Below are 14,277 nucleotides of genomic sequence, written 5' to 3'. Positions count from 1 at the left end.
CTCGAATCACCGGCAACGCATGCACCAACGACTGCCATGACCGCGGTATGGACTTGCATCGCACTGCCCTTTAGTTCTGCGCTGCCTGGCACAGCGTCAGTGGCCAGCGCTGTACAGCACATCGCCGGCAGACACGCGCCGGGCCAATGCCATTGCGCTCTGCCATGCGCCCTCCACCTTGCCGCCGGCCAGCCAGTCGCCGCACATGCCCAAGCCCAGCTGCGCATCCCAGACGCAGCCAAGCTGCAATGCCGGGTCGCTGCTGGCAACCTTCCAAAAAAAAGCATCGCAGGACTGCGGCACTGGCAACCCGAGCGCTGCAAGCTCCGGCACCAGGCTGGCGCTGACGTGCCCAGGCATGGCATCGCACTGCGCCTGGCTCCACTCGGCCGTTGCATGCGCCAGCCAGGTCTCCGCACCCGCACGCGCGGGCTTGCTGGAGTTGCGCGCCACCCAGCGTAACGCGCCGGCATTGACGAACAGCGCATCGTAGCCCGGATCGATGGGCGCATCGAAGTGCGCCATCACCGCCCACGCAGGCTGCATGCGCACCTGCTCGGCAATCGTCGCCAACGCAGGCGCAGCCTGCGCGAGTAACCCAGCCGCACTCGGCGCCGGGACGGCCAGCAACACCGTATCGAACAGATGCTCTGCAGCGGCTTGCGACACCGACAGGCGCCATCCCTGCCGGCTGCGCCGCAGCGCGCGCACCTCGGCACTCAGACGCACATCCAGCTGCGCGGCAAGCGTACGCGCCGGTGCGGTCATCTCGGGCACACCCACATAGCGCATCAGCGCGTGCTGGGATCGGCGCAACTGCGTGCCGTCCCAGCTTGCGATGCGCGCCTGCCAGGGCGCGGCAATACCGGCATCGATCCAGGCATCCACGACCGCTGCAAATGCAGGATCGCGCGCGGTGAAATACTGCGCTCCGTGATCGCATTGCCACTGCTCGGCGCTGTAGTGGCGCATGCGGCCGCCCGGGGTCTGCGCCTGATCGAACACCGTCACTGCATGGCCTTCCATCTGCAGTTGCTGCGCGCAGGCCAACCCCGCCAGCCCGGCGCCGATCACGGCGATCGTCTGTGCGCGGTCGGGCAGTGTCATGCCATCGCGCACGTGCCGGGGCATGCGGCAGGCATGCGGGTCACACCGCGCAGCCGTCAGGCCCGCAGGCATCGGGCCCGCCGACTGGCGTCGATTCGGCCGCCAATTGCAGCAGCGCCTGCGCAAAACTTTCCGGCGGTTGCGCGCCCTGGATCAGCGCACGGCCGTCGATCACGAAACTGGGCACTGCACGGATGCCCAACGCGGCGGCCTGCGCTAGCTGCGCTTGCACCTCGACGGTGCCTTCGTCCGATTCCAGCATCGCCTGCACACGCGCCGCCGTAAGGCCACCGGCCTCACCGGCACGCACCAGCGTGTCGGGCGCGCCCACGTTTTGGCCTTCGGCAAAATGCGCATGGAACAGCGCTTCCATGACCGCATCCACATCGCCCTCGTGGCTGGCCAGCCAGATCAAACGATGCGCACGCAGCGTGCTGACCTGCACCTGCCCACGGCCGAAATCCAGCGGCAAGCCTTCCGCCTGCGCGGTGGCCTGGGTCTGCGCCAGGATCTGTTCGACGCGTGCCGTACCGCCGAACTTCGACGCCAGGGCCGCGCGCAATGGCGTGGGCTCCAGGCCGGCATCCGGATCAAGCTGGAACGCGTGGTAATGAATGTCCAAGGCTGGCGCCTGCGCGCCAAGTGCCGCAAGGGCGGCCTGGAAACGGCGTTTGCCGATCCAGCACCAGGGGCACACTACGTCGGACCAGATGTCGATGCGCATGAGCTGGGATTCGTTTGTGGGATTGGGATTGGCAGAGCATAGACGGGATTCTGCAATCGCAAAGCGTTTGCCAATGCCGAACCGGGAAGCGATGATCAAGCAAGGCGGCCTGGCGCCGCGCACTCATCTGTTCTACGCATCAGCGATCCACCTCACGCATCAGGCCTCCAAGGCACCGGGCTGCGTGTCCGCCTTTGCGAGTCCAGATCCCTAATCACAAATCCTCTTTCCACTGCTTGAATGGATGCGAGGCCAGGGCCAGGTTGTAATAGCGCACGTCGTCGGTGACTTCGGCCCCAATCCATTCCGGCGTGGCGAATGCTTCGTCGGAGCGTTCGAGTTCGATCTCGGCCACGATCAGGCCGGCGTTGTCGCCGAGGAATTCGTCCACTTCCCACACATGTCCCTGGTAGGCGACCAGATGCCGGCGTTTGTCGATCAGGCCGCCTACGCACAGCGCCAGCAATGCGCGTGCATCAGCCAGTGGAATCGGATATTCAAACTCCTGCCGCGTATGCCCTACCTCGCGCGATTTCAGATTGAGAAATGCGCTTTCGCCCTGAATCCGTACCCGTACCGAGGCGTTCTGCGTGCCACTGCGCAGCGCCGCCTGATCGTTGATATAGCCCTGCGCCATCGGAATCACCGCATGCGCGGCGTCGCGCCAGCCATCGCCGGCAACCAGGAATTTGCGTTCGATTTCTACAGGCATGGGAATCGGGAATCGAGAGTCGGGAATGGCAAAAGCATAAGCCGTTCGCCGTTACGATTCCCGATTGCCTCCTCCCGATTCACCGCCTCTCAAACACCGCAATGCTTTCCACGTGCGCGGTGTGCGGGAACATGTCCATCGCGCCTGCCGAAACCAGCGTGAAGCCCTGCTCGTTGACCAGATAGCCGGCGTCGCGCGCCAGCGAGCCCGGGTGGCAGCTCACATAGACGATGCGATCGAACGTTTTCAACGGCAGCTGCTGCAGCACTTCCAGGGCGCCGGAGCGCGGCGGGTCCAGCAGCAGCTTGTCGAAGCCCTGGCGCATCCAGGGTGCGCTGCGCTGATCCTGGGTCAGGTCGGCGGCGTGGAACTGCGCATTGTCCAGGCCATTGCGCTGGGCGTTCTCTTTGGCCCGTGCCACAAGTCCGGCGTCGCCTTCCACCCCCACCACCTCACGCACCACGCGCGCCAGCGGCAGGGTGAAGTTGCCCAGGCCGCAGAACAGGTCCAGCACGCGGTCGTCGGGCTTGGCCTCCAGCAGCGCGACCGCATGGGCGATCATCTTCTGATTGAGCGACGCGTTGACTTGAATGAAATCCAGCGGCCGGAACGCCAGTTCCACCTCCCACTGCGGCAAGCGGAACGATAGCGGCACGTCCTGCGGCCACAGCGGATGCACGCTGTCCACCCCGCCGGGCTGCAGGAAAATCGCAAAGCCGTGCTCCTGGGCAAAGGCGACCCAGGCCTGGCGATCGCGCTCGCTGAGCGGCTGCATATGCCGAATGGTCAAGGCCACCGCATCGTCGCCGGCGATGAATTCGATCTGCGGAATGTCGCGCTTGCCGTCCATGCCTTCGATCAGCGCGGCAAGCAAGGGGATCTTCTCGCCGATCTGCGGAATCACCGTGTAGCAGATCGACAGATCGGCCACGAACCGCGGGTCCAGCTCACGAAAGCCGACCAAGGTCTTGTCCTTCTTCTCGACGCGACGCACCGAGAACCTGCCCTTGCGCCGATACCCCCAGTTGTCGCCGGTCAGCGCGGGCAGCACGGCTTGCGGAGTGACGTGACCGATACGTTCCAGGTTGTCCATCAGCACGCGCTGTTTGGCCACGATCTGCTGCGACTCCTCCAGATGCTGCAACACGCAGCCCGCGCAGACGCCAAAGTGCGGGCAGCGCGGGGTGACCCGCTGCGGCGATGCCTCCAGCACCTCCACGGTCTTGGCCTCATCGAAATGCCGGCTACGGGCGGTGGGTTCGGCGCGCACCAACTCGCCCGGCAAGGCGCCGCTGATGAAGGTGACCTTGCCGCCCTCGCCGTCGCGGCGGGCGACCCCGCGGCCGTCATGGCTCAGGTCGGTGACCGCGGTCTGGAAGGGGGTACGGTCGAGACGGTTTCTGGTTCTGGCCACGTGGCGACAAGCTGCGGGCAAAAAGGGTGCGTATTGTCGCAGATGCGACCGACGGAGGCCGCGCCGGTCAGCGCAACAATTGTCGCGCCCCGCAAACACAGGCAAACTTCCGCTGCGCGCGACAAATCAGGACGCGGCATCGCTGACAAGGAGGCAGCATGAACATGGCCACACGCCAGGAACCCCACCCACGCCTACTGCTGGTGGAAGACGACCCGATCAGCCGCGGGTTCTTGCAGGCTGTGCTTGAAAGTCTTCCGGCCACGGTCGACTGTGCCGATTCCCTTTCTTCCGCACTCGACCGCGCGCGCGAACGCCGCCACGACCTCTGGCTGATCGACGTCAACCTCCCCGATGGCACCGGTAGCGGGCTACTGCGTGCATTGCGCCTGCTGCACCCGGACGTGCCGGCACTGGCGCACACCGCCGACGCGACCATGTCGATGCAGCACAGCCTGCAGTCCGACGGGTTCCTGGAAATGCTGGTCAAACCACTGACCTCCGAGCGCCTGCTGCAGGCGGTGCGGCGCGGCCTGGCACGCGGTCGCTATAGCGTGGCCCCGGTGGGCGTGCTGGACATCGCCGCCAGCGACTGGGACGAGACCGCTGCGCTGAGCGCGCTCAACGGCCAGCAGCATCATCTCAATGCCCTGCGCGAGCTGTTCCTGGCCGAGCTGCCGGGCACCCGGGATGCGGTGGATTCGGCCTTGCAGATCAGCGACGAACAGGCACTGCGCAGCCATCTTCATCGGTTGCAGGCCAGCTGTGGCTTCGTCGGCGCGGCGCGGCTTGCCGGCGCAGTGCGCCTGCTGCGTGGCGACCCGCACTCGCGGACCGCACGCACCCAATTCCACGCGGCGGTGGCTGCATTGCTGCATTGAGCGAATCGAGCGCAGCACCTCCTTGCCAGAGGAGGTGTGCCAGACGCCGGCGTCGGTGTGCTTCCGGCTCGCCGCCGCGGTCGATGCATCGTCGTCCTGCCGATCGAGCTGCGTATGGCAGGCAGCACCGGCTCCAGTTGCTGGCGTTTGACTGCCTGGATGATCTACAGCTCGACGCAGGGCATATGCAGTTGCTGCTCGCCCGGTCCATGTCGGTGACGAGAGTGGCGCTCGTGGTCGAGGGCAGGCGAAGGGCTTTATAAACCGACGGGCACGGGTGCTGTCTGCCGGTTTTCCGAGCGCCCGCTTCGCTCAATTCGCTGCTGGCTCGTGGGATCGCCGGTCGCTGCTGGACTTTTGTCCAGCGCTATCACGCATGGGCCTCCAGCACTCCGCGCCATTAGCGGCGGCGCGCCAGGTCCTCGAGCATTTGCCAGGATTTCAGACCACGCCCGCCCAGATGGTGCAGCAGTACCCCGCGCATGCTGCGCCGCAGGCCTGGCATGTCGTCGGCATCCGGCATGACGTCTTCGCCCAGCGCCAGCAGCGCCGCACCGGTGACGGTTTCGCGGCGGTCCTGGGCTAGCCGTTCGCTCAACACGCGCAAGGCGCCCTCCTGCGGATCCAGCCGATACCGCGCCGCCGGGTCGATCGGCTGCCCGTCGCTGTCATGCTGCAGATCGAAGGCGAACCCCAGCCCGTCCAGCACGTCGCGCTCGAACCGGCGCAGCCCCCACGCCAACGGCAGATCGGACGCCAGGTAAGTACGTGCCTGCGCATAACAGGCATAAAGTTCGGGCACCGGATCGTTACGCGGGGCCAGGCGCAGCAGCAATTCGCTGATATAAAAACCAGCCAGCATGGTGTCGCCGACCAGTCGCGGCGCGGTGTCCAGCGCTTCGGCCTGGCGCAGCTGGGCCAGCTCGCCGCGCTGCACGGCACTAAACTGGATCAGCTGCAAGGGCTGCAAGGCCGCGCGCAGCGCCTGCTTGCGCGGCCCCTGCACACCGCGCGCCAGCAGTCCCACCCGCCCGTGCTGCTCGGTCAGCACTTCCACCAGCAGGCTGGTTTCGCGCCAGGCCCGTACGTGCAAGACGAACCCGCGCTCGTGCTCGATCAGCATGGGGGGAGGAGCCAGGACCGGGAACCCGGGACCCGGGACCCGGGAAAAGCACTGGATCGGCCATCGGAGGGCCGCGCGGGGCAGCGACGGGGGGCCGAGCCAATGCCGTCAGCGCAGCACGCGAATCTGAAAAATGCGAAAAGCCGCCTCCCCCGCAGCATGCACACCACCTGCCTGACCCAGCTCTTCCCTGGTCCCAGGTTCCAGGTCCCGGGTCCCGGCCTTCCCGGCCTCATTCGTAGCCGAACGCCTTCAGCGCAGCCTCGTCGTCCGACCAGCCTTCGCGCACGCGCACCCAGGTTTCCAGGAACACCTTGGCACCGAACAGGCGCTCCATCTGCAGGCGCGCCTTGCCGCCGATTTCTTTCAAACGGGTGCCGCCCTTGCCGATCACGATGGCCTTCTGGCCTTCGCGCTCGACCCAGATCACCGCACCGATGCGCAGCAGCGCGCCATCTTCGGCGAAGCGCTCGATCTCGACGGTGGTGGCGTACGGCAGCTCTTCGCCGAGCTGACGCATCAGCTGTTCCCGCACCAGTTCGCCAGCCAAAAAGCGCTGGCTGCGGTCGGTGATCTCGTCTTCGCCAAACATCGCCTCGGCTTCGGGCACCAGCTTGAGCAGGTCGCCCACCAACGCGTCCAGGCCCTTGCGCTTGAGCGCGGACACCGGATGCACGGCGGCGAAGGTGCGCCCCTCGCTGACCTGGGCCAGGAACGGGAACAGCGCGGTCTTGTCCTTGAGCCGGTCGACCTTGTTGACCACCAGCACCACCGGCACGCCGGCGTCGCTGAGCACGCGGAACGCCAGCGTGTCTTCCTCGTCCCAGCGGCCGGCTTCGATCACCAGGACCGCCGCGTCCACGCCCTCGAGCGAGCCGCGCGCAGCGCGATTCATCACCCGGTTCATTGCGCGCTTCTGCTCGCGGTGCAAGCCCGGTGTGTCGACCAGCACCAGCTGCCCTTCTGGGAAGGTGGCGATGCCCAGCAACCGATGACGCGTGGTCTGCGGCCGGTTGGAGACGATGCTGACCTTCGCGCCGACCAGGGCGTTGGTCAGGGTGGACTTGCCGACGTTGGGCCGGCCGATCACCGCAACGCTACCGCTGCGGTGGGGGGAAGAGGTTTCGCTCACGTGTTTGAATCCAGTTGTGCGATGACAAGAGTCGCCGCCTGTTGCTCTGCGAGGCGACGCGAAGTGCCCTGGCCCTCGGCGCGGGCGACTGGCTGCTCCAGAATGCAGGCGACGTGGAACTGCTTGGCATGCTCGTCGCCGCTCTCGCTGATCAGCGCGTAGGTGGGCAGCGGCAGTTGCCGTGCCTGCAGCCACTCCTGCAGCCGGGTCTTGGGATCCTTTTCTGCCTTGCCCACCGGCAATGCCGCCAGCGACGCTTCGAACCACGGCAGCACCACTGCACGGCAACGCTCGAAACCGCAGTCCAGATAGATGGCTGCGACGATCGCCTCGACCGCATCGGCCAGGATCGAATCGCGCCGGTGACCTCCGGACTTCAGCTCGCCTGGCCCCAGCGTGAGGCGCTCGCCGAGGTTCAACGTGCGTCCGATCACTGCCAGCGCACCTTCGCGCACGAGCTCGGCACGTGCACGGGTCAATGCGCCTTCGTCGGCCTTGGGCCACCGTTGATAGAGCGCCTCGGCGATCAGCAGGTTGACGATGCCGTCGCCGAGAAATTCCAGTCGCTCGTTATGCGGCGTCCCGGCGCTGCGGTGCCGCAGCGCCTGGGCGAGCAGAGCCGGATCGGCGAATGCGTGCCCGATCGGATCACCGCGTTGGAAGGTTCTATTCGACACCGCGCTTCGTCAGATCCTGTGCCGTATCGAACTTGCCGACCACATCCAGATTGCCAACCAGCTCGCGGCGGACTTCGTAATTGACCTTCATGCGCCAGCCACCTTCGATCCGCTCGAACTTGACGTTCTCGCGCTTCACGCTTTCGGACGCATTGATATCGAGCCGCTTGAAGAACATGTCCTGCAATTTGGAAGGATCCATGTCTGCACTGCCAGCCTCGTTGGCAAGGCCCTTCATCGACGTACGCACTGCGTAATATTCCTGATACATCGGGAACAGCTTCATCCCGATGTACAAACCGAACCCCACTACCGCCAGCACCACCACGAACGACGTCAACGTCATACCGCTTTGCTTGCGCTTCATTGTGCTTCCCCTGGCACGCCGTGCGTGCATTTACTGGATTCCAGTCCCGATCCGCGATGGATCGAAACTCCCCTTGCAGAACCACCCTTCGCAATTGAGCCAGATCAGGAACGCCTTGCCGCGCAGATTGGCTTCCGGCAGAAAGTGCGTCTGGGTCCAGAACCGGCTGTCCTCGCTGTTGTCGCGATTATCCCCCATCACGAAATAGCTGTCCGCCGGCACGGTCCAGTCGCCCTGCCCGGCCGGCATGTTGCGGTCCAGCCATTCCAGCACGGTGTGCGTGCGGCCCGGCAGGTCCTCGACCAGCAGCGTGGTGCCGGTCATCTCGGCGCCCTTGCCCTTGCCGATGTACTCGCCCTTGACCGTGTAATGCATCGGCTTGTCGTTGATGTACAGCGTATCGCCGTGGAAGCCGATCTTGTCGCCCGGCAGGCCAACCACGCGCTTGATCCAGTTCTGGTCCGGCGCGTGCGGCGGCTTGAACACCACCACGTCGCCGCGCTTGGGCTCGCCGGTGGGAATGAACTTGGTATTGGTGATCGGCAGACGGAAGCCGTAGGCGAACTTGTTGACCAGGATGAAATCGCCGATCAGCAGGTTGGGCATCATCGAGCTGGACGGAATCTTGTACGGCTCGGCCACGAAGCTGCGCAGGATCAGCACCACCGCCAGCACCGGGAAAAAGGCGCGCGAGTAATCGATGATCGCCGGCTCGCTGTCCAGCAACCCGGCACGCGCCGCACGGCGCTTGGCCAGAAACAGCTTGTCCAGCAGCCAGATGAAGCCGCTGCCCAGCGTCAGGACAACCAGGATGATTTCAAACCATTTCATTGATGTTCCTTCGGAACGGGATTCGAGATTTGAGATTGGGGATTAGTAAGAGCAAGAGGATGGGCAAGCCGTTGCCAATCCCGAATGACGAATCCCGAATCCCTGCTACTTGTCCATCTGCAGGACGGCCAGGAAGGCTTCCTGTGGAATCTCCACGCGGCCGACCTGCTTCATGCGCTTCTTGCCTTCCTTCTGCTTCTCCAGCAGCTTTTTCTTGCGCGAAACGTCGCCACCATAGCACTTGGCCAGCACGTTCTTGCGCATCGCCTTGACCGTGGAGCGCGAGATGATCTGCGAGCCGATCGCGGCCTGAATCGCCACGTCGAACATCTGCCGGGGAATCAGGTCTTTCATCTTTTCGCACAGCTCGCGGCCGCGACGATCGGCGTGGCTGCGGTGCACGATCAACGACAACGCGTCGACCTTGTCGCCGTTGATCAGCACATCCACGCGCACGAACGGGCCGGCATCGAATCGCACGAAGTGGTAATCCAGCGAGGCATAGCCACGGCTGACCGACTTGAGCTTGTCGAAGAAGTCCAGCACCACTTCGGCCATCGGCAGCTCATAGCTGATCTGTACCTGGCTGCCCAGGTAGTTGATGCCGATCTGGGTGCCGCGCTTTTCCTCGCACAACTTGATGATGTTGCCGATGTACTCCTCGGGCGTGAGGACGTTGGCGCGAATGATGGGCTCGCGGATTTCCTGCACCAGGTTCAACTGCGGCAACTTGGCCGGGTTGTCCATGTTGATGACCGTGCCATCGGTCTTGAGCACCTCATACACCACGGTGGGGGCGGTGCTGATCAGGTCCAGGTTGTACTCGCGCTCCAGGCGCTCCTGCACGATTTCCATGTGCAGCATGCCCAAAAAGCCGCAGCGGAAGCCGAAGCCCATCGCTTCGGAGCTTTCCGGCTCGAAGCGCAGCGCGGCATCGTTCAAGCGCAACTTGTCCAACGCTTCGCGCAGATCCGGGTAATCCTCGGCATCGACCGGAAACAGGCCGGCGAACACGCGCGGCTGCATTTCCTGAAAACCGGGCAAGGCGTGCGGCGCCGGGTCGGCCGCCAGGGTCAGGGTGTCGCCGACCGGGGCGCCGTGCACGTCCTTGATGGACGCGTTGATCCAGCCCACTTCACCGGCGCCCAGCGCAGGCAGTTCCTTACGCTTGGGGGTGAACACGCCAACCTTGTCGACCAGATGGGTGCGCCCGGTAGACATCACCAGGATCTTGCTGCCGGGCTTGATTTCGCCCTGCATCACGCGCACCAGCGAGACCACGCCCAGGTAGTTGTCGAACCAGGAATCGATGATCAACGCCTGCAGCTTGTCGGTCTCCCGCGGCTTCGGCGGCGGGATGCGATGCACGATCGCTTCCAGCACCAGATCGATGTTCAGACCGGTCTTGGCGCTGACAGCGACCGCGTCTTCGGCATCGATGCCGATCACCGCTTCGATCTCGGCCTTGGCGCGGTCGACATCGGCGGTGGGCAGGTCGATCTTGTTCAGCACCGGCACCACTTCCAGCCCCTGCTCCACCGCGGTGTAGCAGTTGGCCACCGACTGCGCTTCCACGCCCTGCGCGGCATCCACCACCAGCAGCGCACCTTCGCATGCAGCCAGCGAGCGGCTGACTTCGTAGGAGAAGTCGACGTGCCCGGGGGTGTCGATGAAATTCAGGTGGTAGGTCTGCCCGTCCTTTGCCGTGTACGGCAGGGACACCGACTGCGCCTTGATGGTGATGCCGCGTTCGCGCTCGATCGGGTTGGAGTCGAGCACCTGGGCTTCCATCTCGCGCGCCTGCAAGCCGCCGCACAGCTGGATGATGCGGTCGGCCAGGGTGGATTTGCCGTGGTCGACGTGGGCAATGATGGAGAAGTTGCGGATATTCCGCATTGAATCAGAGGACATTGAGGTGGGCGCCGGCGCAGCCGTCGTCAGGGTAACGCAGCATTATCGCACGGCCGACCCCTCTGGGGCCGGGAATTGGGAATCGGGAGTGGGGAATCGGAAAAGCCAGGCGTGCTCTCGTGTCGCGGAGCCGCTCTTGCCATTCCCGATTCTCCATTCCCTGCGTTAGCCGCCGGCCTTCAAGGCCACGTAGCTGGTTGCCTTGCCGTCAGTCACCAGCAGCATGACCACGTCGCCCTTCTTGTAGCTGGACAGGGCGCGGTTGAGTTCGGCGACGCTGCCGACCTTGGTCCGGCCGACGCGGGCGATGATCAGGCCCGGCGACAGCGGCGGCTGGGTGCTGCGCGCCGCCGCGCCGGTGACCGCCGCAATGCGCACGCCCTCGCCCGCCTCCAGGCCCAGGCGGCTGCGCTCGGCGGCGGTCAGGTCGGCAACTTGCAGGCCGAGCAATTCCACGCTGGCCGGAGCGCTGGGCTTGGCCTCATCGGCGGCGGTGCGCGGTGCGGCGTTCTCGCCGCCGTCCTGCAGCGGTGCAAGGGTGACCGTCACCTTGCGCGGTTTGCCGTCGCGCAAGACGTCCAGGGTTACCTTGGTGCCAGGCGCCATCAGCCCGATCATTGGCGGCAGATCGCTGGCGACGTCGATCGACTTGCCATTCACTGCACGAATCACGTCGCCCACCTCAATGCCGGCCTTGGCTGCCGGGCTACCGGCCGGGATGTCGTTGACCAAGGCACCACGGCTGTCCGGCAAGCCCAGGCCCTGGGCCTTGAGCGAGTCGATCGGGCCGACCGCCACGCCCAGCATGCCGCGACTCACGTGGCCGGTGGCCTTGATCTGCTCGGCCGCGCTGAAGGCCAGGTCGATTGGGATCGCGAAACTGATGCCCATGTATCCGCCCGACGCGGAGAAGATCTGCGAATTGATGCCGACCACCTCGCCACGCGTGTTGAGCAGCGGGCCGCCGGAATTGCCCTGGTTGATCGCCACGTCGGTCTGGATGAAGGGCACGTAGCGCTGGTCGGCGTAGGGATTGCTACGGCCGGTGGCGCTGACGATGCCGGCGGTGACCGAGTGATCCAGACCGAACGGCGAGCCGATCGCCACCACCCACTGCCCCGGCTTGAGCGTGTTGGAATCGCCCAGGCGCACGGTCGGCAGGCCCTTGGCCTCGATCTTCAGCAGCGCCACGTCGTATTGCTCGTCACTCCCCACCACCTTGGCCTTGAATTCGCGGCGGTCGGTGAGCTTGACGGTCACCTCGCTGGCGCCATCGACCACGTGGTGGTTGGTCAGCACATAGCCGTCGGCCGAGATGATGAAGCCCGAGCCCATCGACTTGCCGGCGATGCCGCCGTCGTCATCGCCGCCACCCGGCCCCTGCCGCGGACCGCCCGGCATCTGGAAATCCGGCCCGAAGAAGCGGCGGAAGAATTCCGGCATCTGATCGTCATCGGGCATCGCGCCACCACCGCGACCACCCGGGCCGCTGCGCTGCTGACGCGCCATGGCGTCCTTGCGGGTGATGGTGGTTTCGATATTGACCACGCCCGGGCCGACCTGCTCGACCAGATTGGTGAAGTCCGGCAGCCCCGCCACCAGCTGCGGCGCCGGCGTGGCACTGCGGTTGGCGGCAATCGGGGCGAGGTCCTTGGCAGCAGGTGCGGGCTGCTGCGCGCAGGCGGCCAGCGGCAGGGTCATGGCGATCAGGCCGAACATCTGGGTGCGGATGCGATGGTTCATCAGGTTGCCTCCGATGGCAGGGCGACAGGGGCCAGAACCCGAGTAGCAACACGGGCCCGGCACGATAACGGGAGGGAGATTGCCGAACGGATGAAGGCCGGCGACAGGGTCAGTCCTGCGGGGCCTGCGCCGGCGCCGGCCGGTTCGGCGCCGGGCTGGTAACGGCCTGTGGCGCGGGTTCGAACGGATAGAACGCCGTGCCGGGCTGGCTCTGGCGGAAACTGGCATTGAGCGAGCTTTCGCCAGCCCCGGACAGGGCCGCGCGCGGCCACGGGCGTGCCTGCAGCGTGGTATCCGGATGCGTGAACGGGTTGGACGGCGTCGCCGCAACCGCAGATGCAGTGCCCGTGGATGCCGGTGCTGCCGCAGCGACCATACGGGTCGGCGCCTGCTGCTGACGCGCAGCCGCACTGCGTGCGACTTGCTGATTGCGGGTTGCCGCGCCGCGCCGAGTAGACGCCAGCGCAGCGGCAGGCACGGCTGCAGCAAGCGCGGCCACCTCATCCGGCGCCCCAGGAGCCGGTGCGGCCGGCACCTTCGGTGCCTCAGGTCCCTGCGGCGCTTGCGAGGCGGGCGGAAGCTGCGCGGCGGTGGCATAGACGGGGGTTGTTTCAGCACCCGGCGCGGCGGTGTCTGGCAGGCGCTCGCGCGCCAGGAACAAGGCAATCGCCGCGACCGAGGCGGCAATCGCTGCACCGCCGCCCCAGCGCCAACGTGCACCAGGGCGGGTCGCCGGTTGCGCTTGCGGTGCCGGCTCCTCGGCAATGGCGCTGCGCACACGCGCCGCAAAATCCAGCGGCGCCGGCGCACTGGCCGCACCGCGCAGCACATCGCCGCACAACTGCCAGCGCTCGTGGCAGCCGGCCAAGTCTTCGTCGTGGGCCAGACGGCGCAGCAGGAAGCGCGACTCGTCGGCGCTCAACTCGCCGTCGACCAGCGCAGACAGCTGCTGGCGATAGTGAAGCTCGAATTTGTCGGTGGTGGACATGGCAGGGTTCTGGTTCATACGCGGTGTCGCTCACGGGTAGCGCTTTCGGTCTCCAGCAGAGGCCGCAGCTCGATGTCGATGGCCTCGCGCGCCCGGAAGATGCGCGAGCGCACCGTTCCGATCGGGCAATCCATCTTTTGCGCGATTTCGTCGTAGCTCAGGCCCTCCACCTCGCGCAGGGTGATGGCCAACCGAAGTTCTTCCGGTAGCGCTTGGACCGCGCGCATCACCGTTTGTTCCAGCTCCTGTCGCATCAATTCACGCTCCGGGGTATCGGTGTCGCGCAACCGGGTCGCTCCATCGAATTGCTCGGCATCGCTGATCTCGATGTCGTCGGTGGGCGGGCGGCGGTTGTGCGCAACCAGATGGTTCTTGGCAGTGTTGACGGCAATGCGGTGCAGCCAGGTGTAGAACTGGGCGTCGCCACGAAAACTGTTGATCGCGCGGTAGGCGCGCACGAACGTGTCCTGGGCAACGTCCTGGCATTCGCTCCAGTCGGCGATGTAGCGCCCGATCAAGGCAACGATCCGATGCTGGTATTTGCGCACCAGCACATCGAACGCCGCGCTTTCGCCGCGCTGCACGCGCCGGACCAGTTCCAGGTCCAGCTCCTGAGGTGTATCGACTTCGGCCATGTCGGGCCGCACTCCTGTCAGCCCACCGAAGT

Annotated in this window: 14 protein-coding genes; 1 reads left to right on the top strand and 13 read right to left on the bottom strand. The window is 65.7% G+C overall.

Annotation, left to right across the window (positions count from 1 at the left end):
• Window positions 1-96: 96 nt before the first annotated feature.
• The 4 genes from HLH45_RS11475 to rlmD form a co-directional block, all read right to left on the bottom strand.
• On the bottom strand, window positions 97-1,131 hold the full coding sequence (locus HLH45_RS11475) for an NAD(P)/FAD-dependent oxidoreductase (protein ID WP_008574270.1): 1,035 nt from the start codon (window positions 1,129-1,131) through the stop codon (window positions 97-99).
• 16 nt (window positions 1,132-1,147) lie between these two features.
• Window positions 1,148-1,831, bottom strand: a complete 684-nt coding sequence (locus tag HLH45_RS11470) for a DsbA family oxidoreductase (RefSeq protein WP_008574271.1) — start codon at window positions 1,829-1,831, stop codon at window positions 1,148-1,150.
• Window positions 1,832-2,045: 214 nt separating this feature from the next.
• Entirely contained in the window at window positions 2,046-2,543 is a 498-nt protein-coding gene (locus HLH45_RS11465; RefSeq protein ID WP_008574272.1) for a CYTH domain-containing protein, read from the bottom strand.
• 79 nt (window positions 2,544-2,622) lie between these two features.
• Complete coding sequence (gene rlmD / locus HLH45_RS11460) at window positions 2,623-3,957, bottom strand: 23S rRNA (uracil(1939)-C(5))-methyltransferase RlmD (RefSeq protein WP_008574275.1); 1,335 nt, start codon at window positions 3,955-3,957, stop codon at window positions 2,623-2,625.
• Window positions 3,958-4,115: 158 nt separating this feature from the next.
• On the opposite strand from rlmD, the gene HLH45_RS11455 reads away from it, so the two are divergent.
• Window positions 4,116-4,838 carry an Hpt domain-containing response regulator gene (locus HLH45_RS11455; RefSeq protein WP_008574276.1) on the top strand — a complete coding sequence of 241 codons (723 nt, stop codon included), beginning with the start codon at window positions 4,116-4,118 and terminating at the stop codon, window positions 4,836-4,838.
• Window positions 4,839-5,238: 400 nt separating this feature from the next.
• Here HLH45_RS11455 and recO read toward each other — a convergent pair whose 3' ends face one another.
• From recO to rpoE, 9 genes are all read right to left on the bottom strand, one after another.
• Complete coding sequence (gene recO / locus HLH45_RS11450) at window positions 5,239-5,961, bottom strand: DNA repair protein RecO (protein ID WP_008574279.1); 723 nt, start codon at window positions 5,959-5,961, stop codon at window positions 5,239-5,241.
• 232 nt (window positions 5,962-6,193) lie between these two features.
• Window positions 6,194-7,093: a GTPase Era gene (gene era / locus HLH45_RS11445; protein WP_014089686.1), complete on the bottom strand. Its 900-nt coding sequence runs from the start codon at window positions 7,091-7,093 to the stop codon at window positions 6,194-6,196.
• Window positions 7,090-7,770 carry a ribonuclease III gene (gene rnc, locus HLH45_RS11440; protein ID WP_008574282.1) on the bottom strand — a complete coding sequence of 227 codons (681 nt, stop codon included), beginning with the start codon at window positions 7,768-7,770 and terminating at the stop codon, window positions 7,090-7,092. The genes era and rnc overlap by 4 nt, the downstream gene beginning before the upstream one ends.
• Complete coding sequence (locus HLH45_RS11435; protein WP_014089684.1) at window positions 7,760-8,167, bottom strand: DUF4845 domain-containing protein; 408 nt, start codon at window positions 8,165-8,167, stop codon at window positions 7,760-7,762. The genes rnc and HLH45_RS11435 overlap by 11 nt, the downstream gene beginning before the upstream one ends.
• Window positions 8,168-8,968, bottom strand: coding sequence for a signal peptidase I (lepB, locus tag HLH45_RS11430; protein WP_007970507.1), 801 nt, complete (start codon window positions 8,966-8,968; stop codon window positions 8,168-8,170). It abuts the gene before it with no gap.
• Window positions 8,969-9,073: 105 nt separating this feature from the next.
• On the bottom strand, window positions 9,074-10,864 hold the full coding sequence (lepA, locus tag HLH45_RS11425) for a translation elongation factor 4 (protein ID WP_008576898.1): 1,791 nt from the start codon (window positions 10,862-10,864) through the stop codon (window positions 9,074-9,076).
• Window positions 10,865-11,044: 180 nt separating this feature from the next.
• Window positions 11,045-12,622, bottom strand: a complete 1,578-nt coding sequence (locus tag HLH45_RS11420; RefSeq protein WP_046931935.1) for a DegQ family serine endoprotease — start codon at window positions 12,620-12,622, stop codon at window positions 11,045-11,047.
• A gap of 109 nt (window positions 12,623-12,731) precedes the next feature.
• Window positions 12,732-13,628, bottom strand: coding sequence for a sigma-E factor negative regulatory protein (locus tag HLH45_RS11415; protein ID WP_008574297.1), 897 nt, complete (start codon window positions 13,626-13,628; stop codon window positions 12,732-12,734).
• Window positions 13,625-14,245, bottom strand: coding sequence for an RNA polymerase sigma factor RpoE (gene rpoE, locus HLH45_RS11410; RefSeq protein ID WP_003488227.1), 621 nt, complete (start codon window positions 14,243-14,245; stop codon window positions 13,625-13,627). The genes HLH45_RS11415 and rpoE overlap by 4 nt, the downstream gene beginning before the upstream one ends.
• Between the last annotated feature and the right edge of the window lie 32 nt (window positions 14,246-14,277).

Source organism: Xanthomonas euvesicatoria, assembly GCF_013112235.1.
Taxonomy (GTDB): domain Bacteria; phylum Pseudomonadota; class Gammaproteobacteria; order Xanthomonadales; family Xanthomonadaceae; genus Xanthomonas; species Xanthomonas euvesicatoria.
This window is presented reverse-complemented; position numbering and strand designations above follow the sequence as displayed.